This is a genomic window from Streptomyces sp. NBC_00464 (genome assembly GCF_036013915.1).
In the GTDB taxonomy this organism is placed as follows: Bacteria; Actinomycetota; Actinomycetes; order Streptomycetales; family Streptomycetaceae; genus Streptomyces.
Genome location: NZ_CP107899.1, coordinates 6,327,605 through 6,347,216, shown reverse-complemented (window position 1 = coordinate 6,347,216; position 19,612 = coordinate 6,327,605). Strand labels below are relative to the sequence as shown.

The 19,612-nt window shown below is 71.4% G+C and carries 18 protein-coding genes; 6 read left to right on the top strand and 12 right to left on the bottom strand.

What is annotated here, in order from left to right:
• Positions 1-30: 30 nt before the first annotated feature.
• Positions 31-1,875 (bottom strand): FAD/NAD(P)-binding protein, encoded by a 1,845-nt coding sequence (locus OG912_RS28590; protein ID WP_327711842.1) that lies wholly within the window; start codon positions 1,873-1,875, stop codon positions 31-33.
• A complete protein-coding gene (locus OG912_RS28585) occupies positions 1,872-2,738 on the bottom strand; it encodes an amino acid ABC transporter permease (protein ID WP_326735371.1) in 867 nt (288 codons plus the stop codon). The genes OG912_RS28590 and OG912_RS28585 overlap by 4 nt, the downstream gene beginning before the upstream one ends.
• Before the next feature lie 487 nt (positions 2,739-3,225).
• On the opposite strand from OG912_RS28585, the gene OG912_RS28580 reads away from it, so the two are divergent.
• The gene (locus OG912_RS28580; RefSeq protein WP_327711841.1) at positions 3,226-4,167 is read left to right on the top strand and encodes an ABC transporter substrate-binding protein; all 942 of its coding nucleotides are present in this window, start codon (positions 3,226-3,228) and stop codon (positions 4,165-4,167) included.
• A gap of 7 nt (positions 4,168-4,174) precedes the next feature.
• Here OG912_RS28580 and OG912_RS28575 read toward each other — a convergent pair whose 3' ends face one another.
• Positions 4,175-5,407 carry a DUF5685 family protein gene (locus OG912_RS28575; protein WP_443061110.1) on the bottom strand — a complete coding sequence of 411 codons (1,233 nt, stop codon included), beginning with the start codon at positions 5,405-5,407 and terminating at the stop codon, positions 4,175-4,177.
• Positions 5,408-5,715: 308 nt separating this feature from the next.
• On the opposite strand from OG912_RS28575, the gene OG912_RS28570 reads away from it, so the two are divergent.
• Positions 5,716-6,159 (top strand): cell division protein SepF, encoded by a 444-nt coding sequence (locus tag OG912_RS28570; protein ID WP_326735374.1) that lies wholly within the window; start codon positions 5,716-5,718, stop codon positions 6,157-6,159.
• A gap of 38 nt (positions 6,160-6,197) precedes the next feature.
• On the opposite strand, the gene OG912_RS28565 is transcribed toward OG912_RS28570, so the two are convergent.
• Positions 6,198-7,409 (bottom strand): acyl-CoA dehydrogenase family protein, encoded by a 1,212-nt coding sequence (locus OG912_RS28565; RefSeq protein WP_327711839.1) that lies wholly within the window; start codon positions 7,407-7,409, stop codon positions 6,198-6,200.
• Between the two features lie 113 nt (positions 7,410-7,522).
• Positions 7,523-9,253 carry an MFS transporter gene (locus OG912_RS28560; protein WP_327711838.1) on the bottom strand — a complete coding sequence of 577 codons (1,731 nt, stop codon included), beginning with the start codon at positions 9,251-9,253 and terminating at the stop codon, positions 7,523-7,525.
• Positions 9,254-9,808: 555 nt separating this feature from the next.
• Between OG912_RS28560 and OG912_RS28555 the strand changes: the two genes are divergently transcribed.
• The gene (locus tag OG912_RS28555) at positions 9,809-10,951 is read left to right on the top strand and encodes a phosphatase PAP2 family protein (RefSeq protein WP_327711837.1); all 1,143 of its coding nucleotides are present in this window, start codon (positions 9,809-9,811) and stop codon (positions 10,949-10,951) included.
• A gap of 114 nt (positions 10,952-11,065) precedes the next feature.
• Here the strand turns inward: OG912_RS28555 and OG912_RS28550 are convergent, their stop codons facing one another.
• Complete coding sequence (locus OG912_RS28550; RefSeq protein ID WP_326735378.1) at positions 11,066-11,281, bottom strand: I78 family peptidase inhibitor; 216 nt, start codon at positions 11,279-11,281, stop codon at positions 11,066-11,068.
• A 709-nt stretch (positions 11,282-11,990) separates the two neighbouring features.
• On the opposite strand from OG912_RS28550, the gene OG912_RS28545 reads away from it, so the two are divergent.
• Both OG912_RS28545 and OG912_RS28540 read left to right on the top strand, forming a co-directional pair.
• Complete coding sequence (locus tag OG912_RS28545; protein WP_327711836.1) at positions 11,991-12,773, top strand: hypothetical protein; 783 nt, start codon at positions 11,991-11,993, stop codon at positions 12,771-12,773.
• A 137-nt stretch (positions 12,774-12,910) separates the two neighbouring features.
• Entirely contained in the window at positions 12,911-13,252 is a 342-nt protein-coding gene (locus tag OG912_RS28540) for a hypothetical protein (RefSeq protein WP_327711834.1), read from the top strand.
• A gap of 200 nt (positions 13,253-13,452) precedes the next feature.
• Here OG912_RS28540 and der read toward each other — a convergent pair whose 3' ends face one another.
• The 5 genes from der to aroH form a co-directional block, all read right to left on the bottom strand.
• Positions 13,453-14,922 (bottom strand): ribosome biogenesis GTPase Der, encoded by a 1,470-nt coding sequence (gene der, locus OG912_RS28535; protein ID WP_326735381.1) that lies wholly within the window; start codon positions 14,920-14,922, stop codon positions 13,453-13,455.
• Positions 14,923-14,986: 64 nt separating this feature from the next.
• Positions 14,987-15,649, bottom strand: a complete 663-nt coding sequence (locus OG912_RS28530) for a lysophospholipid acyltransferase family protein (RefSeq protein ID WP_326735382.1) — start codon at positions 15,647-15,649, stop codon at positions 14,987-14,989.
• On the bottom strand, positions 15,646-16,362 hold the full coding sequence (gene cmk / locus OG912_RS28525; protein ID WP_327711833.1) for a (d)CMP kinase: 717 nt from the start codon (positions 16,360-16,362) through the stop codon (positions 15,646-15,648). The genes OG912_RS28530 and cmk overlap by 4 nt, the downstream gene beginning before the upstream one ends.
• 137 nt (positions 16,363-16,499) lie before the next feature.
• On the bottom strand, positions 16,500-17,585 hold the full coding sequence (locus OG912_RS28520) for a prephenate dehydrogenase (RefSeq protein WP_327711832.1): 1,086 nt from the start codon (positions 17,583-17,585) through the stop codon (positions 16,500-16,502).
• A complete protein-coding gene (gene aroH, locus OG912_RS28515; protein ID WP_326735385.1) occupies positions 17,582-17,944 on the bottom strand; it encodes a chorismate mutase in 363 nt (120 codons plus the stop codon). Before aroH ends, OG912_RS28520 begins: the two co-directional genes overlap by 4 nt.
• Before the next feature lie 135 nt (positions 17,945-18,079).
• Between aroH and OG912_RS28510 the strand changes: the two genes are divergently transcribed.
• On the top strand, positions 18,080-18,793 hold the full coding sequence (locus OG912_RS28510) for a nucleotidyltransferase domain-containing protein (RefSeq protein WP_327711830.1): 714 nt from the start codon (positions 18,080-18,082) through the stop codon (positions 18,791-18,793).
• A 21-nt stretch (positions 18,794-18,814) separates the two neighbouring features.
• On the opposite strand, the gene OG912_RS28505 is transcribed toward OG912_RS28510, so the two are convergent.
• A complete protein-coding gene (locus tag OG912_RS28505) occupies positions 18,815-19,609 on the bottom strand; it encodes a nucleotidyltransferase domain-containing protein (protein WP_327711829.1) in 795 nt (264 codons plus the stop codon).
• Positions 19,610-19,612: the final 3 nt, after the last annotated feature.

The window sequence follows — 19,612 nt, the reverse complement described above, 5'->3', positions numbered from 1 at the left end:
GGGGCTTCGGTTCGAAAGTGCGCGTGCCGGTCAGTCATCGGTGCCGTCGAGGTCGCGCAGGAAGGTGAGGGCGGCGCGTGCGGTGGCGTCGTTCTGTCCGAAGGCCGGGCCGCCGGTGCGTGGCCGGGTGAAGGCGCCGCTGCTACGCGCGGCGGTGTGCGGGCCGAGGGCGAAGCGGCGGGGGTGCGGCAGTCCGTCGCGGTCCAGGGTCCGGCCGTCGCCGGGGTCGACCGCGAGCAGTCCGGTGGCGGTGGCGGCGGCCCCGTCCTCGTACAGCGCCCGGAGCAGGGTGCTGCGGGTGCGTCCCGGTGAGGGGTCGGGCAGCCGGGCCTCGACGAGGGCGCGGGCCTCGGTCCGCTCGCCCGGCACCGTGGCGCCGCCTGCCCGGAAGAGGCCCCGCTCCTCATCGGTTTCGACCGTCGTCCCGGCGCCGAGGAAGCGGACGACCCCGGCCCGGGAGAGCGCGAGCAGTTGTCGCAGCCGGGGGCCGGGCGGCCCGGAGGCGAGGTAGCTGAAGAAGCCGTGCCACCGGTCACCGATGTCGCCGAACCGGATCAACTGGCCGTATACGGAGAGCAGTCCGAGGAAGACGGCGAGGTCCTCGCTGTGTCCGGGATCGTGCCGGCGCGCCAGGTCCGCGGTGATGTAGGCGCGTGTCGCCTCCTGGAAGGACGCGGACGAGGTGTGGCGCACCCCGTCCAGCGGGCGGTCGAGCGCCGCCAGGTCGAGCCGGTCTGCGGGGTCGGGGACAGCGGCCGCGATGACGTCCCGCAATTCGGCGCTGCCCGGGTCGGCGGCCGCGTACTTCTCCTCGAAGGCGGTCCAGTCGGCCGTGGTGCGCTCGGGGTGGGAGGCGAAGAGGCGGTGGTAGTGGGCGTAGCCGAGCTCTTTGTCGACATGGGGCCATATGTCGCGGTGGAAGTCGGGCGGCTCCGGCCGGTTCAGGAGTTCATCGGCCCGGTCGGGTCCGAAGAAGCGCGGGAGCGGCGGCCGTTCGCCGGGCCGTACGTATCCGATCTTGGAGTGGTACGGGACACCGCGGCGCGATCCGACGTACAGGACGGGTTCCTTCCCGGAGGGCAGGTACGTGCCGTTCTCGTACCGTCCGCCGCGGCCTTCGGTGAGCAGCACCATCAGGTCGATGAAGGCGAGTCCGAAGCCCCGGACTATGACGGGTTCGCCCGCGGGCAGGGCGCTGAGGTCGCTGTCGGCGGTGAAGTCGGGCGGCAGGTGGATGAGGCCGTGCCGGTCCGCGAAGCGGGACAGCCGCCGCTGTTCGTCGTCCGGTTCGGCGTCGAGGTGGCCGAGGGTGAGGACCACGAGGTCGGCGGTGAGCGGTTCGGTACGGCCCTCCAGGTGGACGGACTGGCGGCCGCCGCGGGGGCCGGTGACGCGCAGGGCGCGGCTGCGGTGTTCGTGGACGGTGACGGTGGGCGGGAGCGCGGCCACCGACTGCTCGTACACCCAGCGCAGATAGGCGCCCTGCAACCGCCGGCTCGGGAAGTCCTCCCCCGTCAGCTCCTCGATCTCACGGCGGAGTCCGGGCTCACCGGCGGCGTCCGGTCCGGGATCGGTCCGCCCCTCGCGCACGTCGGCCGCCCAGACGTCGAGCGCCGGTCCCGGCCGTACGGGACCTTCCAGGCGGACGGTGTCGTCGGTGAACATGGTGACGTCCTCGGCCATGGAGTTCATCCACAGCAGCGGCGACTGGTCGTGGCGCCAGATCCGGCCGCCGCCGGGCGGGAACGGGTCGACGAGATGGATGTCCAGCGGCCGGCCGCCGTACAGCGAGGGGGCGTTGGCGGCGATGCGCTCGATGACGCCGGTGCCCCGCGGCCCGGCGCCGATGACGACGAGCGTCGGGACGGCGTTCACCGGGCGTCCCCGGTGCCGCGTGCGTAGTACCGCTCGACGTAGTGCTGGCCGATGCTGAGCAGCGAGGTCACGACGACGTACCAGAGGGTGGCGACGAGCAGCAGCGGGATGACCTGGTACGTGCGGTGGTAGACCAGCTGGACCGAGTACAGCAGGTCCTGTACGGCGATGATGCTGACGATCGAGGTGCCCTTGAGGGTGCCGATCAGCATGTTCCCGGCGGGGGGCACGATGGAGCGCATCGCCTGCGGCAGCACGATCCGGTAGAGCCGCCGCCACGGGCCGAGGCCGAGGGACTGGGCGGCCTCCAGTTGTCCGCGTTCCACGGACAGGATGCCGCCGCGGACGACTTCCGCCGCGTACGCGGCCTCGTGGAGGGTCAGCCCGATGACGGCGACCGTGACGGGGCCGAGGAGGTTCACCGTGCGGACGCCGAGGATCTCCGGGTAGAGCGCCCCGATGTTGAACCAGAACAGCAGCTGGACCAGGATCGGGGTGGACCTGAAGAGCCACACGTACCCCCAGCCGACCGCCTGGAGCACGCGGTTGGCGGAGAGCCTGAGGACGGCGAGCAGCGTCCCCAGCGCGAAGCCGAGCACCATCACGAGCGCGGTGAGCCAGAGCGTGAGCCAGAGGCCGCGCAGTACCGCGGTGGTGGTGAAGTAGTCGCCGACGACGCCCCATTGGAAGGCGTCGTTGCGGATGACGGAGTTCAGCGCGAGGGCGAGCAGGACCAGTACGGCGACGGCCGCCGTCCACTGTCCGGTCCGGCGTACCGGGACGATCCGCAGCCGGTCGGCATCGTTGTCCTGAAGGGGCTCGGCCGGGACAGCCGGCGGGAGGGTGTCTGTCTGAGCGGACATGCGGGGGCTCCGTGGATGCGGCGATCGAACACGGGGCGCGCCCTCGGCACGGAACACAACGGTGGAACACAACGGGGACCGGGCCCCTCAGCCCGATCCGCCTTTGAGGTAAGCGCTGTTCGCGGCGGCTTGTCAACCCTGTCCACACTGTGAGCCTTACATCTCAAGTCAGTTGACGGACCACCGGATGCCTGTTCCACTTGGGCCATGTATTCGCAGCAGTGGCTGGTCAAGCGCTCCCACATCGACTTCGGTCGCGTGTGGTCCTGTTCCTGTTGAGCCGACGCCCTGCTTCGCCCCGCATTCCCGCTCGCGCCGTGAACGGCGTCTGAGCTCTTCCCCGCGCGCTCTCGCGTACACAACACCGCACCACCCTCCCCTCGCACTGCTCCTCCCGTCGTGTTCCGCCTTCCTCCGCCCCGGCCGTGGGCCGTCGCGCGCTGCCCTGCGCCCGCCCACGGGCGACGAAACTGGAGAACCATCCCTGATGCCCCGTACCCGGCACACCGCTGCCTTCGCACTGATCACCGCCGCCACGCTGACGCTGACCGCGTGCGGGTCCGGCGATCCGACGGCCGCCCCCGCGGGTGCGGCCGGTTCCGCCGCCAGGGGCGCGGTCCCCACCACCGACGTCGTGTCGGGCGTGAAGAAGGACGAGGCCGCGGCCGCCCTGCTGCCCGCGGAGGTCCGCTCCTCCGGCACGCTGAACATCGCCTCCAGCGTCGGCACCCCGCCCGGTGCCACCTATCTCGCGGACGGTACGACCCTGGCCGGCACCGACATCGACTTCGGGGACGCCGTGGCCAGGGTGCTCGGGCTGAAGCCGAAGCGGGAGGTCGCCGCGTTCGAGGCGATCCTGCCCGCGCTCGGCAGCGGAAAGTACGAGGTGGGCACCGGAAACTTCGGCGTGACCGACGAACGCAGGCGGACGATCGACTTCGTCACCTACCTCAACGACGGCCAGGGCTTCGCGGTCCGCGACGACAGCGGTCTGCACAAGGTCACGGACCTGACCCAGCTCTGCGGGCTGCCGGTGGGCACCGCCGCGGGCACCACGTTCGAGGTGACGCTGGAGGAGAACAGGCACCGGTGCACCGAGGCCGGCAAGAAGCCGTACGACGTGAAGACGTACTCCGATCAGTCCGCGGTCTGGAGCTCGCTCCAGCAGGGGCGGACCGATGTCGTGATGTCGACCATCAACGGACTGCGGTATGCCGTGAAGCAGCAGGAGGGCGTGCGCTTCCTCAACGAGTTCAAGCGTCTCGACGTCGGATTCGCCTTCAAGAAGGGCACCCCGCTGGCGCCGGCCTTCCAGGCCGCCGTCAACAGTCTCAAGGCGGACGGCACCTACGACCGGATCCTGAAGAAGTGGGGCATCTCCGCCTCGGGCGTCAAGACCTCGCAGATCTCGCCGCCCGAGATCAAGTGACGCGGGGTCAGCAGCTGCAGTCGCACCCGCAGCAGTCGCAGCCGTCACAGCAGTCCCCGCAGTTGCTGCAGCAGTCACAGGCATCGCAGCAGTCCCCGCAGTCGCACTGACTGCACAGCCCTTCGCGGCGCTGGCGGCTCCACGGGTCGTCGAAGGTGCCGCAGCACATCTGGCAGGTGCAGGCGAGACCCGCCCAGACGAGGCATCCCATGACGAGCCCCCGCCGGTCGCGCGGGGGCTCCGGCGGCTGCGGCGGGCCGAAGGGACCGGACGGGCCGGTGGGGGCGTACGGATTGCCCGGCGGCGGCCCGAAGGACCCCGTGTGCCCCCCGCCTGACGGGTGGCCGGCTTCCGCCAGAAGCCCGCCACCCTGATGGGAACAGACGTCTGTGGCGAACGCCCGGTCCACCGAACGCCGCAGTTCGTGCGCCAGCAGCACATGAGCCAGCTTGTCGTCGGCGAATTCCGCGTCGCGCAGCGCCAGCCGTACGCCGCGCAGCGCGTCGTCGCACAGCCGCCGGGCCTCGGCGCGCGTGGTGCCGGTCGCCGTGAGCGGGTTCCAGGCTCCCGACGCGGCGTCAGCTTCCTGGTCCTCCACGGCATCCAGCAGATGCGCGAGGCGGCCGAAGAGCCGTCCGGCCTCCGCGAGCGGAGCGGCGTTCTGCGGCTTGCCCGCGAGCACGGCGGTGTGCGCGAAGGCCGCGGCGGTGGCGGTCTCGGTGGGCTCGGTGACCGTCAGCAGGGGGGTGCCGGGCCCCGCGAGCAGCTCGATGCCCGTCTGGCGGTCGACGGCGTCGACGAGCAGCGCGGTGTCGAAGCCGAGCTGTGCGCCGGTGCGCGCCCCGGCCCGGTCCCAGCCCGCCGCCACCCTGCGCGCCGCCGCGGCCACCGGGCGGCGCGCCAACAGACCGTCCCGGTCGGCCACGTGGTCGCGCACCTTGGCGGAAGCCAGCACCAGCGAGACGGCGGCGGCGAGCCTGGCACCCTCGCCGCGCGCGACGGGCGCGGTGCGCATGGCACGCAGCGGGCAGGGCCCGGCGGTACGCCGCTGCCCGGGGGTGCGTTCGGTCTGAGCCTCCGTCAGGACCGAGACGATCAGGCCGTCATAGTTCGTGACGATCCGGGCGAACTGCCCGTGATCGGAGCGAAGCGCGAGACAGAGCCCACAGAGATGGGCCATCCACTCGGCCTTGAGCCCTTCCGACAGGCGATGAGTGCAGGGCCTGACTATTCCGAACACGGCCGTCCCCCGGTAGTCGTTCAGTTGTGCGTGGCGCTCGGGCGCCTGCGCGACGTGCATCGTATCGAGTGACCCGTTCACCCGTACGTCCCCCATGTCACCCGTACGGACCGGAGGAGCATATTTTCTTATCTCCAGGGCCCTTATGCAGGAGGAACCTTGACGAATCGCCACATCTTCTGCACCAGTACCGTCACGAATGCCCTGCGCGCCGCCTATCCCCTTGGCGCACGATCCGCATCATGGACGACCATAGGGATACGAAAGACATGCGGAACGCCAAGGAACCGCGGTGAGAGGAGGCGTCCATGGGATCGGTGCGCAAGGCGAGTGCCTGGCTGGGCCTCGTAGAGGACAACGACGAGCGGTACTACGACGACGACGAGTACGCCGAAGGTGCACGGACCGGGACCGGTCAGGCCTGGGTGACCGATCCGCGGGTGCGGGTGGCCACGGAGACGGCGGAGGAGACGGGCCGCCGGATCGCCACCGTGACCCCGGACAGCTTCCGGGACGCCCGGAGCATCGGCGAGCTCTTCCGGGACGGCGTCCCGGTGATCATGAACCTCACGTCCATGGACTCCGCCGACGCCAAGCGCGTCGTGGACTTCGCCGCAGGGCTGATCTTCGGACTGCGCGGGTCGATCGACCGCGTGGCCACCCGGGTCTTCCTGCTGACCCCCGCCGACACCCAGGTCGTCAACGGCGAAGCCGCCGGCCGGCCGGCCGACGGCTTCTTCAACCAGAGCTGAGCAGGGCGCTCACCGATCGGTCCGGCCGTTGTTCCGGTTCACCGGAACGCGTCCAGGCCGGTGAGCGCCTTGCCCAGCACCAGCTGGTGCATCTCCACGGTTCCTTCGTAGGTGAGCACCGACTCCAGATTCGTCGCGTGGCGCATCACCGGGTACTCCAGCGAGATCCCGTTGGCGCCGAGGATCGTGCGCGAGGTGCGGCAGATCTCGATGGCCTCCCGCACGTTGTTCAGCTTTCCGAAACTGACCTGCTCCGGGCGGAGCCTGCCCGCGTCCATCCGACGGCCCAGGTGGTGCGCGAGCAGAATGCCCTTGTGGAGCTCCACGGCCATGTCGGCGAGCTTGGCCTGGGTGAGCTGGAAGCCGCCGATCGGCTTTCCGAACTGCTCACGCGTCCTCGCATAGTCGACGGCCGCCTCGAAGCTGGACCGGGCGGCACCCATGGCTCCCCAGACGATGCCGTAGCGGGCATGGCTGAGACAGCTGAGCGGGCCGCGCAGTCCGGTGACGCCCGGGAGCACCGCGTCGGCCGGCAGCCTCACCTCGTCCAGGATCAGCTCACTGGTGACCGAGGCGCGCAGGGACCACTTGTGCCTGATCTCCGGTGCGGAGAAGCCCGGGGCGTCGGTCGGCACCACGAATCCGCGGATGCCGCTGCCCGCGGTGCCCTCATCGGTCTGCGCCCAGACGACGGCGACCCCGGCGACCGAGCCGTTGGTGATCCACATCTTGCGGCCGCTGAGAACCCAGTCCTCGCCGTCGCGCTTGGCGTACGTCCGCATACCGGCGGGGTCGGAGCCGTGGTCCGGTTCGGTGAGGCCGAAACAGCCGATGATCTCCCCGGCCGCCATGCCGGGCAGCCACTGCTGCTTCTGCTCCTCGGATCCGAAGCGGTGGATCGCGTACATCGCGAGGGAGCCCTGTACGGAGACGAGCGAGCGGATCCCGGAGTCCGCGGCCTCCAGCTCCAGGCAGGCCAGTCCGTACTGGACCGCGGTGGCGCCCGCGCAGCCGTACCCCTGGAGGGACATGCCCAGAGCCCCCAGCGAACCGAGTTCCCGGGCCAAGTCACGGATTCCGGGCAGCTCGCCGTTCTCGTACCACTCGGCGATGTGGGGCAGGACCCGGTCGGCGGCCCAGACCCGGACGGTGTCGCGGATCGCGAGATCCTCGTCGCCCAGGAGGTCGTCGATGCCGATCGGGTCGCGGGGGTCGAAGGGCGGGAGTTTCGAGGACGGAGCGGTGGACATGAGGAAGTGCCTCCGGCGGCTCGCACGGTACCGATGTCGGTGGGGGGCGCCGAGAACGGGCAGTGCTCCAAAAACTAGCAGTGTTAGTTACGGCGTCGTGCCGACGTTACGACTCAGTGTGCCGTGCGTCCAGAGCCCGTCGCCTCGGCCGGCGTGCGCCGCGCGGGCAGCCGGAGCAGCACCTCGGGCCGCTCCTGGGCGGGCAGCTCGTGCGGGTGCGAGAGGTCCTGGGGACCGAGCTCGTCCCGGGGGCCGGGCACCTCATGGCTGTCCACGGACTCCCGGGCCTCGCAGAGCAGCGGCGGGCAGTCCATCACTCGGGGCAGCTTCAGCGCGGCAAGTGCCCCGAGCAGCAGCAGACCCGCACTGACCACCAGGGTGATGTGCAGCCCGCCGACGAAGGCGTCCCGGGCGGTGGAGCGCAGTACGGCTCCGAGCGGACCGCCCAGCTGCGCGGCGACCTGGTAGGCCTCGCCGAGCGAGTGCGAGGCGGCGGCGCCCGCGGAGGCGGGAACTCCTTCTTCGGGGAGCTTGGCCAGACCGGGGGTGTACGCGGCGTTCATCACGCTGCCGAGCAGGGCGATCCCCATGCCGGCGCCCAGCTGGTACGAGGTCTCGCCTATCGCGGCCGCACCGCCGGCCCGGTCGGCCGGCGCCTCGCTGAGCATGGACTCGTAGGCGCCGAAGAGGGTGGACTGCAGGCCGAAGCCCAGCAGGACGAAGGACACGGTCAGCAGGCCGGGCCGGTCGTGCACGCCCATCGCGGTCAGCATCAGGACCGCCGCCGCCGTCAGGACGAAGCCCCAGCCGACCATTCTGCGCGGCCCGATCCGGCGCAGGGTGAACGAGCCGGTGGCCCCCGCGGCCATGGCGGCGAAGGTGAGCGGCAGCAGCCGCAGACCGGTCTCCAGCGGGCTGAGGTCCAGGACCAGCTGGAGGTACTGGACGGCGATCAGCTCCAGGCCGACCAGGGCCAGCATGGCGAGGACGATGCAGCCCACCGCGGTGGAGAAGGCGGGCCTGGCGAACATTCCGATGTCGATCAGCGGATGAGTCCGGCGCTTCTGGCGGCGGACGAACGCGACGAGCAGCACGGCCCCGGCCAGCAGCGGCACGAGCGTGCCCGGGACCAGCAGCCCCTCGCCGGTGCCCGCGCGCTTCACGCCGAGAACCACGCCGAGGACGCCGGCGGCGGCCATCAGGGCGCCGAACACGTCCCAGGGCCCGTCGTTGCTGCCGCGGGACTCCGGGAGCAGCAGCCGGCCGACCGGAAGGATCAGCGCCATCAGCGGGATGTTGATCAGGAAGACCGAGCCCCACCAGAAGTGCTCGACGAGGAATCCGCCGATGACCGGGCCGGTGGCGGCACCGACGGCGGCCACGGCGGACCACACACCGATGGCCACAGCCCGCTCGCGGCGGTCGGGGAAGACCTGCCGGAGGATCGACAGGGTCGCCGGCATGATCATCGCGCCGCCGACGCCGAGCAGGGCCCGCGCCACTATGAGCACGCCCGCGCTGTCGGCCATGGCCGCGACGGCTGAGGCGATCCCGAAGAGTGCGTAGCCGAGCAGCAGGATGCGCCGGCGCCCCACCCGGTCACCGAGCGTGCCGAAGAGGATCAGCAGGGACGCGCAGACGAGCGGGTAGACGTCCACGATCCACAGCAGACCGACGGCGCTGGGCCGCAGGTCCTCGGTGACCGCGGGGACGGCGACGTGGAGCACGGTCGCGTCGAGCGCCACGAGCAGCAGACTGAGGCAGAGGACGACCAGGACGACCCATCGGTTGGCCCCGTCGGCGGCTTCGCGCAGACGGATTCGGGCTGTGGTCGTCCCGGACATGCAGCTACCTCCCAAAAGGTCCCTCGCGCTCGGCAGGCCCCCGGGGATTCAGCGTCGCTGTCCCTCCGGGCCCGGCATCGACGGGCGAGTGATCCGTCAGCGTACGCGAGTTCGACAGGGCCACACGTGGCCCATCTCATACCTGCCGACGCCGTCGAGTGTGGCGTACGCCACTGCGGCCGCCCGCCCCGGCCCCCTCCAGGAAGCCACCCCGACCTGCGACAACCGGCCGTCCCGTCGTGCGCGCAACGGGGCCGGACGGCCACGCACCCCCTCCGCGGCACACCGGCCGTAGGCGTCCAGTAACCGGACCGATACCGTCCGTTCGACCCCGCGGGCGCTCGCGGCAAATGCACTTCGCCATCCGATGCACTTTTCCATCAATAAGCAAATGCGCTCGCGTAATGCCTGCCAAGAAAATGAAACAAGAGGAACCCCGGAGTCTCCGAACGCCCTGGAAAATGAGCCCTACTGAGACATAGTCCACATCACATCGTCATCACAAAGCGGCCGGATCGACCGGGGCACCCACTCACTCGCTGTAACGTCGATTGGGTGCGTACCGACATCTTTGCCCGTCTGGACCGGGAGCCGGAACCGCCGAAGATAGAGACACCGCGGATGAGTCCTCACCGCATCGCTCTCTTCGGCGGGACGTTGGCGTTCTATCTGGCCATCGTCATTGCCGTGCTCATGTCGTCCTGGCTGGTGACCCTGGACTGGAAGGTCATGCTCTTCCGGCCGTACCAGCAGTGGCCCAGCATCCACGCCTTCCTCGACTACTACGTCGTCCTCGGCCAGCGCGGACCGACGGCGGTCATGGTCGCCTGCTGGCTGGGCTGGCGCTCCTGGCGGCAGCACACCCTGCGGCCCCTGCTGACGCTGGGCGCCTCGCTCCTGCTGCTCAACGTGACCGTGGGCGCGGTCAAGATCGGCCTCGGCCGGCTCGGCCCGCACTACGCGACGCAGATCGGATCGGCGGAGCTCTTCGCCGGCGGCGATATATTTCCGTCGGGTCACACCGCCAACGCCGTCGTGACCTGGGGAATCCTCGCCTACCTGGCCGCCACACCGCGAGCCAGGCGCTATCTGTCGGCCATGTCCGCGATCGTCTCCCTCGGGGTCGGCCTGACCACGGTCTACCTCGGTACGCACTGGCTCAGCGACGTCGTCCTCGGCTGGGCGGCGGGGCTGCTGATCCTCCTCGGCCTGCCCTGGGTCGAGCCGCTGATCACCCGGGCCGAGAACTGGATCTTCGCGGCCCGCGAGTGGCTGAGCGCGCGCGGCAGGACCGCGGCGCCGCCGGTGCCCGTCACTACGGGCGCCCCCCAGCCCGTGGCGGCAGGCCGGCAGGCCGCCGTCGAGACGGCTCGGGGCCCGGCCCGCGAGGTGTCCGGGATCGCTTCCGGGGCGACGCCCGGAGCTCCCTCCCCGGCGACGTCCGGAGCTCCCTCCACGGCGACGCCCGGGGCGACGTCCGGGGCTGCTTCCGGGGCGGGCGGACACCAGACAGCGGTGGTCACAGCCACCGGCGGCCGCCCGCGCGCATACACGGCTCCGGCCGCGCACCAGGGTCACCCGGCGCGCTCCGAGCGGACCCCGGTCACCCCGGCCGGCAGTCGCCGCCCGCCGCATGCGGACCGCACACCCCGCGGTGGTACGACTCCGACTCCGGCCCGGCCGGCGGCCGGCGGCTGACCCGCAGTACCGCGGGAACGGTGCGCACGGCCCCACCCCGCGTATGACTGAAGGCCCCGACTCCGGTCGGGGCCTTCAGTCGTCCATGCACAGCGACAGGGCGGTACGGGGCCCTCAGCCGGTCCAGCAGCGCCTGACGACGCCCGCGTCGACCTCGAAGTTGATCCGGCCGCTCTGGAACTCCATGGTGATGACCATGCCCGGCGGCAGGGCTCTGACGGTGGCCCAGCCGCGCTCCCGGGCCCGCCGTTCGGCGGTCTCGGCGGCAAGGCCGACGTAGGTGCCGGGGGTGTCGTCCGGCGGGGCGGAGGGAGTCGGTACGGGTGCCATACCCCCCACCGTAGGTGGCCCCGGGCGGTGGCGGAAGCCGGGGCGCCACCCGGTCACACCGCGTCCTCACGTACCTCGCCGGTCACGCTTGTGTCACAGGATCACCACAGGCGTTCCCTCCGAGGTCATTCGTTCGGACGCACGATTCAACACCGGACGCACAGTAATCACACAGGGGCGAAAATGATCACCGAAACGGTCCGGAAAGCGCCGGGAAACAAGCGGAATACCCACTACCGGGTGACATCGATTTCACGTCGGAATGACCACCCGTAAATGAACACACCACCGGGAATTCACTCTTCCTTATCGCACCCTTATCCGGAGGTGATGATATCCACACCATCCCACCACCGACCCGCCCCTACCCCCCTTCCGCCCGTATAGCGGACACCCGGATCGACCGCATTCCGGCCTGTGCGGCAAGAGGGGGCGCCGTGGGCGGACACCCCTTCGCAGGGCCCACCCGAGCGCGACAGCCGCCCCCACACCCCCGCCTCCGCCCCCACCCCCGCCCGCCCCGGCGAGCGGCCGGGATGCGCACGACACGTTCCGTCATCTCATCATTTGTCCAGGTATCACCGGCCCGGTCGCTCTGCGCGGTTCGATTCCGTTCCCCTTCTCGCGTGACCCCGACAGCGGCTCACCCGTTGTCTCTTCATGAGCCGGGAACCGCCCCGGCGCACGTACCGAGTTCGAGGAGCCACCCGTGCCGCGCATGCTCGACGTCAGCGAGGACGTACGCGCCGAGATCGGCGACGCCGAAGCCGACCGGCTGCTCGTCGGCGACAACGCCCCCGGCAGTTACGACTGCACCTCCTGCCGCACCCCCGGCGACTCCGAGCAGGAACGCACCAGCACGGTGCTGTTCGTCGGCGACGAGACCGCCGTCCTCGCCTTCGCCCACGCGACCTGCATCCCCTCGCAGGTGGTCCAGGTGGCCGAGGAACAGCTGCAGGGCGCCGTACGCAGCATCACCGGCAGCGAGCAGGGGGAACCGGACCGGACGACCCCCGAGCAGGCGGTGCTCGGAATCACCAGTGGCCTCGTCCTGATCGACGACGAGCTCCACCCCGCCCTGGTCGTCGAGCCGACCGGGGCGATCGCCCGCCCCGGCACCGACGGCAGCGGCGGCGACGAGTTCCTCCAGCTGCTGCTGGAGCAGAGTTTCCGGCCGGTCCACCGGATGGACCAGGTCCCGGAGGTACTGCACGGCTGGTCCATCCTGCTCGCCATGGGGCAGCTGCACGCGGTGCTCCAGCCCGGCACGGGCGGCGGCGCCCCGGTGGCCTGGTGGCAGGCGCACGCGCCCCTTCAGGTCACGGAGGGCTGGCGGACCGCGGCCAACAAGTCGCAGACCGTGCTGGTGTATGCCGCCCCGGCCGGTTCGATCGGCCAGCAGCCCCGCGAGGACCTGCTGCGCGACGCCCTGGAGAAGGCCGCGGCCGGCGGCCTCCTGGTCGCGGCCGCGATGCCGCTGGCCGGGACCTGATCATGTCCGGGCACCCTGCGCACCCGCAGCGAACAGCTATTTCTCCCGCGGGCCCGCATCCGACGGACGGCGGGGTCGTTGGCACATACGTGCACTCATACGACCCCTCCCACCAGCGTCCGAGCCCGATCCCTGCCATGCGTCCCGCGCAGGACCCATCGGGTGGCCCGTCCCACACCCCGATCTACGACGCGCTGTACTCCGAGTACCGCAGGTCGTTCAGGGCGCTGCCGGGTGATCGGAGCGGCGAGGAGAGTCTCGGCCTGCCGGCCTTCGGTGCCGGACTCTTCGGCTCGCGCACCCCGCTGAGCGTCCACTCCGGGCACAGCGGGGCCGGGAGCGCCGCCGGCGCCACGAGCGGCGGGCACGGCACCGGCCCGAGCAGCCACACCGGCAGCCTGGGCTCGTGGCAGCGGGTCGGGCGGCACGCGGGGCGGGTCCAGCCCGCGGCGCTGCCGCCGGGCTCACGGGACGCCTGACCGTACGACGGAGCCCCGGACCACTCACTGAACGAGTGGTCCGGGGCTCCGTCGTACGGTCCAGGGCTCCAGGGACCGGCCGTAAGCCGCTTCCCGAGCCCCCAAGGCACCCCTGGGGCTCCCAGAAGGTCCCAGAGGCTCCAGGGGGCGCCGTCCTCGCGGCTCACGCGCCGGACGGCGGCACCGGCTGTCCCGGCTGCCTACTTGTTGCGACCGCGCTTCTCGCGGACCCGCACCGAGATGTGGATGGGCGTGCCCTCGAAGCCGAACTCCTCACGCAGCCGGCGCTCGACGAAGCGGCGGTAGCCGTGCTCCAGGAAGCCGGAGGCGAAGAGCACGAAACGCGGCGGCTTGGTGCCCGCCTGGGTGCCGAAGAGGATGCGCGGCTGCTTGCCACCGCGGATGGGGTGCGGGTGGGAGGCGACGATCTCGCCGAGGAAGGCGTTCAGCCGACCCGTCGGAACGCGGGTCTCCCAGCCGTCCAGCGCGGTCTCGATCGCCGGGACCAGCTTCTCCATGTGACGGCCGGTGAGAGCGGAGACGTTGACGCGCGGGGCCCACGCGACCTGCGCGAGCTCCGTCTCGATCTCGCGCTCCAGGTAGTAGCGGCGCTCCTCGTCGAGGGTGTCCCACTTGTTGAAGGCAACGACGATCGCACGCCCGGCCTCGACGGCCATGGTCACGATGCGCTGGTCCTGGACGCTGATCGACTCGCTGGAGTCGATCAGGATCACGGCGACCTCTGCCTTCTCCACAGCGGCCGCGGTGCGCAGCGAGGCGTAGTAGTCCGCGCCCTCCTGGAGGTGGACCCGGCGCCGGATACCGGCCGTGTCGATGAACTTCCAGGTGATGCCGCCGAGGGTGATCAGCTCGTCGACCGGGTCACGGGTGGTGCCGGCCAGCTCGTTGACGACCACGCGGTCCTCGTTGGCCACCTTGTTCAGCAGCGAGGACTTGCCGACGTTCGGACGGCCGATCAGCGCGATACGGCGCGGGCCGCCGACCGCCGTGCCGAACGACTGGGCCGGGGCGTCGGGAAGCGCCTCCAGCACGGCGTCCAGCATGTCGCCGGTGCCGCGGCCGTGCAGCGAGGAGACGGGGTGCGGCTGCCCGAGACCGAGCGACCAGAGCGCGGAGGCGTCGGCCTCGCCGCTCTGTCCGTCGACCTTGTTGGCGCAGAGCACGACGGGCTTGCCGGACCGGCGCAGCAGCTTGACGACGGCCTCGTCGGTGTCGGTGGCGCCGACCGTGGAGTCGACGACGAAGACGACCGCGTCGGCCATCTCGATCGCGTACTCGGCCTGGGCCGCGACGGAGGCGTCCAGCCCGAGGACGTCCTGCTCCCAGCCGCCGGTGTCGACGACCTTGAAGCGGCGGCCCGCCCATTCGGCCTCGTAGCTGACGCGGTCACGGGTGACGCCGGGCTTGTCCTGGACGACGGCCTCGCGACGGCCGATGATCCGGTTCACCAGCGTCGACTTGCCGACGTTGGGGCGGCCGACGACGGCGAGAGCGGGGAGCGGTCCGTGACCTGCCTCACCGATGGCGCCCTCGACGTCCTCGGGGTCGAACCCCTCCTGCGCGGCGAGCTCCATGAACTCCGCGTACTCGGCATCGCCAAGTGCTCCGTGCTCGTGGTCCGAGCCGCCGGAGTGAATCTGGTCGTTCATGAAGTCCGTTCCTCTTTGCATCATCATCGATGGACCACGCAGCACGCGGTCCACTACTCAAGTCTTACTCGGTGCGCCCGGTGAGGCGCCTGGCCTGCTCCAGGTGGGCGGTGAGCCGTCCCTGGATGCGCACCGTGGCCTCGTCGAGCGCCTTACGCGTCCGACGGCCGCTCCCGTCGCCCGCATCGAACGCTTCGCCGAAGACGACGTCGACGCGGCTGCGCAACGGCGGCAACGCCGATATCAACCGTCCGCGGCGCTCGGTGCTTCCCAGTACGGCCACGGGCACGATCGGCGCCCCGCTGCGTACCGCGAAATACGCGAGTCCGGCGCGCAGCGAGGCGAAGTCTCCTTCGCCCCTGGTGCCCTCGGGGAAGATCCCGAGCACCCCGCCGTCCCCCAGCACGCCCAGGGCGTGGGTGATGGCGGTGCGGTCGGCGATCGAACGGTCCACCTTCAGCTGACCGATTCCGCGCAGGAACGGGTCCAGGGGGCCGACGAACGCCTCTTTCTTGATCAGGAAGTGGACGGGCCGGGGCGCGGTGCCCATCAGCATCGGCCCGTCGATGTTGTGCGAGTGGTTCACCGCGAGTATGACGGGTCCGGAGGCGGGGACCCGCCATGCGCCGAGGACACGGGGCTTGAAGAGCCCGTACATCAGCCCGATCCCGATGCCGCGTCCGACCGCCGCTCCGCGCAGCGTGGGCGCGCCCGTGGCAGGTGTCACTTCGCGGCCTGCTTCTCCCCGACGAGGGTGACGACGCACTCGATGACCTGCTGGAGGGTCAGCTCGGTGGTGTCCACCTCGACCGCGTCGTCCGCCTTGGCGAGCGGAGAGGCCTTGCGGCCGGAGTCGGCGGCGTCCCGCTTGATCAGCGCCTCCTTGGTGGCGGCCAGATCGGAGCCCTTGACCTCGCCGCTGCGGCGGGCCGCGCGGGCCTCCGGCGACGCGGTCAGGAAGATCTTGATGTCGGCGTCGGGCAGCACGGTGGTGCCGATGTCCCGGCCCTCGACCACGATGCCCCTCTCCGCTCCGGCGGCGATGGTGCGCTGCAGCTCGGTGATCAGGGTGCGCACCTCCGGGACGGCGCTGACGGCGCTGACCTTGGAGGTGACCTCCTGCGTACGGATCGGGCCGGAGGCGTCCTCGCCGTCGACGGTGATCGTCGGGCCGGTGGGGTCGGTGCCGGAGACGATGACGGGCTTGGCGGCCGCGGTCGCCACCTCCGCCGCGTCGTGCACGTCGATGCCGTTGTTCAGCATCCACCAGGTGATCGCCCGGTACTGGGCACCGGTGTCCAGGTAGCTGAGGCCGAGCTGGGCGGCGACGGCCTTGGACGTGCTGGACTTGCCGGTTCCGGAGGGGCCGTCGATGGCGACGATCACTGCGGCCGGGGCGGTCCGGGCGGCGGTGCTTACGGTTTCCACGGTGGTGGACACCTTCCTGGTACACGGGGCGGGCGGGACGGGACGCGTGAACCCGCCCCGCACAAGGTTACCGAGTGCCGGGGCGGGCCCGACCACCCCTGTGGAAAAGTGCCTCCCGGCCCGGCGCCCCAAGGGACCGGGAGAAGGCCCTACTGCCGGATCGACCAGCCCCGCTCGCGCAGCGCCGCACTCAGGGCCGGGGCGGCGCTCGGTTCGACCATCAGCTGGACGAGGCCCGCCTGCTGACCGGTGGCGTGCTCGATCCGTACGTCCTCGACGTTGACCCCGGCCCGGCCCGCGTCCGCGAAGATCCCGGCCAGTTCGCCGGGGCGGTCGCTGATGAGGACGGCCACGACCTCGTACGAGGAGGGGGCGGCGCCGTGCTTCCCGGGCACCCGGACCCGGCCGGCGTTGCCGCGGCGCAGGACGTCCTGGATGCCTTCGGTGCCTGCGCGGCGCTTGTCCTCGTCGGCGGACTGGAGCCCGCGCAGCGCGGTGACGGTCTCGTCGAGGTCGGCGGCGACCCCGGCCAGGACGTCGGCGACCGGGCCGGGGTTGGCGGACAGGATCTCCACCCACATCCGGGGGTCGGAGGCCGCGATCCTGGTGACGTCCCTGATGCCCTGGCCGCACAGACGCACCGCGGTCTCGTCGGCCTCCTCCAGGCGGGCGGCGACCATCGACGAGATCAGCTGCGGGGTGTGGGAGACGAGGGCGACCGCCCGGTCGTGGGCGTCGGCGTCCATGACCACCGGGACGGCACGGCAGAGCGCGACCAGCTCCAGCGCGAGGTTGAGGACCTCGGTGTCGGTGTCACGCGTGGGCGTGAGGACCCAGGGGCGGCCCTCGAAGAGGTCGGCGGTCGCGGCGAGCGGGCCTGAGCGTTCCTTGCCGGCCATGGGGTGCGTACCGATGTACGGGGTGAGGTCGACGCCGAGCGCCTCCAGCTCGCGGCGCGGGCCGCCCTTGACGCTCGCGACGTCGAGGTAGCCGCGGGCGACGCCGCCGCTCATGGCGGTGGCGAGCACGGTCGCGGTGTGGGCCGGCGGCACGGCGACGATCGCCAGGTCGACGCGGCCCTCGGGCGGCGAGTCCGTGCCGGCGCCGAGTGCGGCCGCCGTGCGGGCCGACTCCGGGTCGTGGTCGACGAGGTGGACCGTGATGCCGCGCCCGGCGAGGGCGAGGGCTGCGGAGGTGCCGACGAGGCCCGTTCCGATGACGACGGCGGTTCTCACTGGGCGATGTCCTTGCGGAGGGCGGCGGTGGCGCCGAGGTAGACGTGGGCGATCTCGGACTTGGCGAGATACGTCTCGACATGGGCGAGGATCCGGACCACCCGGGGCATGGCCCCTTGGATGTCCAGCTCCTGGGCGCAGATCAGCGGTACGTCGACGATGCCGATCCCGCGCGCCGCGGCGGCCGGGAAGTCGCAGTGCAGATCGGGTGTGGCCGTGAACCAGATGCTGATCAGATCGTCCGCGACCAGGCTGTTGCGTTCCAGGACGGTGCTGAGCAGGGCGCTGACCTGCTCGTCCATGTGCCCGGCCTCGTCCCGCTCCAGCTGGACGGCTCCGCGGACCGCTCGTACCGCCACGTCGTGCTCCTTGCCTGTGCCTGCCGCGTCTGCGCTTGCGTTTCAGCCTAAGGGGGTGGGGGCGTCCGGCGCCGGGCCGCCCTGTCCGTGAGACGCGGCGGCGCATGCCCCGGGCAGGGCGCGTACCCTCCCCGCATGATCTTTCCCGGCGACGAGGCCCTGGTCCGCGATCACACGGTCTACTCCTGTGTGATGGGCTCACGTGCCTTCGGGCTCGCCACGGACGGCAGCGACACCGACCGGCGCGGGGTGTTCCTCGCCCCCACCCCGCTGTTCTGGCGGTTCGACAAGCCTCCGACGCATATCGACGGCCCGGCCGAAGAGCAGTTCTCCTGGGAGCTGGAACGGTTCTGCGAACTGGCGCTGCGGGCCAACCCCAATGTGCTGGAGTGCCTGCACTCGCCCCTGGTGGAACGGATCGACGCGACCGGCCGCGAACTCCTGTCGGTGCGCGGGGCGTTCCTGTCCCGGCAGGCCCATCAGACCTTCGTCCGGTACGCGCTGGGGCAGCGCCGCAAGCTGGAGGCCGATGTCCGGCAGTACGGGGCTCCGCGCTGGAAGCACGCGATGCATCTGCTGCGACTGCTGGCGAGCAGCCGGGACCTGCTGCGTACGGGAGAGCTCACGATCGACGTGGGCGCGGCCCGGGAGGAGTTGCTGGCGGTCAAGCGGGGCGAGGTCCCCTGGCCGGAGGTGGAGCGGCGCATGACGGGGCTGGCCGAGGAGAACGACGAGGCGGCCGCCGTCTCCCCGCTGCCGGCGCAGCCGGACCGGGCACGGGTCGAGGACTTCCTGATCCGCGCCCGGCGGGCGTCGGCCCTGGTTTCCGAGGCGGGTTCAGCCGGCTGAGGCAGGGCCGAGCGGCGCGGCTCAGCCGGCTGAGGCAGGGCCGAGGCGCGCCCGCACCACCAGCTCGTGCAGGGCGTCGAACCCGCTCGCCCCGTCCGGAAGCCCCGTGTCCGCCTGCGCCTCGTCGAGTGTCCGGTGCAGCGACTCGATGTCCCGGGCCACCGCCGCGGCGTCCACCCCGTCCGCTCCCCCGTGTTCGGCCGCGGCCTTCGCCGTGATCAGTCCGGGGAGGCAGGACGGCGCCGGCACCCGGGTGAGGAGCGTCGGCAGATGCGCCAGCACCTCGCCGCTGCGCATCAGGTGGATGCCGGTGAGCAGGGCCCGGAAGGTGTAGAGGAGCGGCTTCAGTTCGCCGGTCCTCTCGAAGAGCCGCCACTGGGTGTTGGCGAATCCGCGGTAGTGGTGGGCGTGGTTGCGGGTGAGGACAGTCGGAGCGAGGGCCACCAGTTCGGCGTGCAGGGCGGTCGTGTGCACGACCAGCGGCGACAGCAGCTGCTCCAGCACGTAGCCGTTCGGCTTCAGCATCAGCCGGACGAACTTGCGGAGGTCATGGGTGACCAGGTCCATCTCCACCCCGTCGTCGCTGTCCCACATCCGCGAACGGGTCTCCTCGGACTCCCGGAGCCCGACGAGGTCCTCGACGGGCAGGACATGGACCCCCCGCAGGTCCACATCCGAGTCCCGGGACGGAAACCCGTACAGGTGCGCCCCGGAGACCGTGGCGAACAGCAGCGGGTGGCGTTCACCGGCGAGGACCGGGCCGAGGTCGGTGACCGGCAGCCCGGCCTCCTGGAGCAGTGTGGTGTCCGTACGCATGGC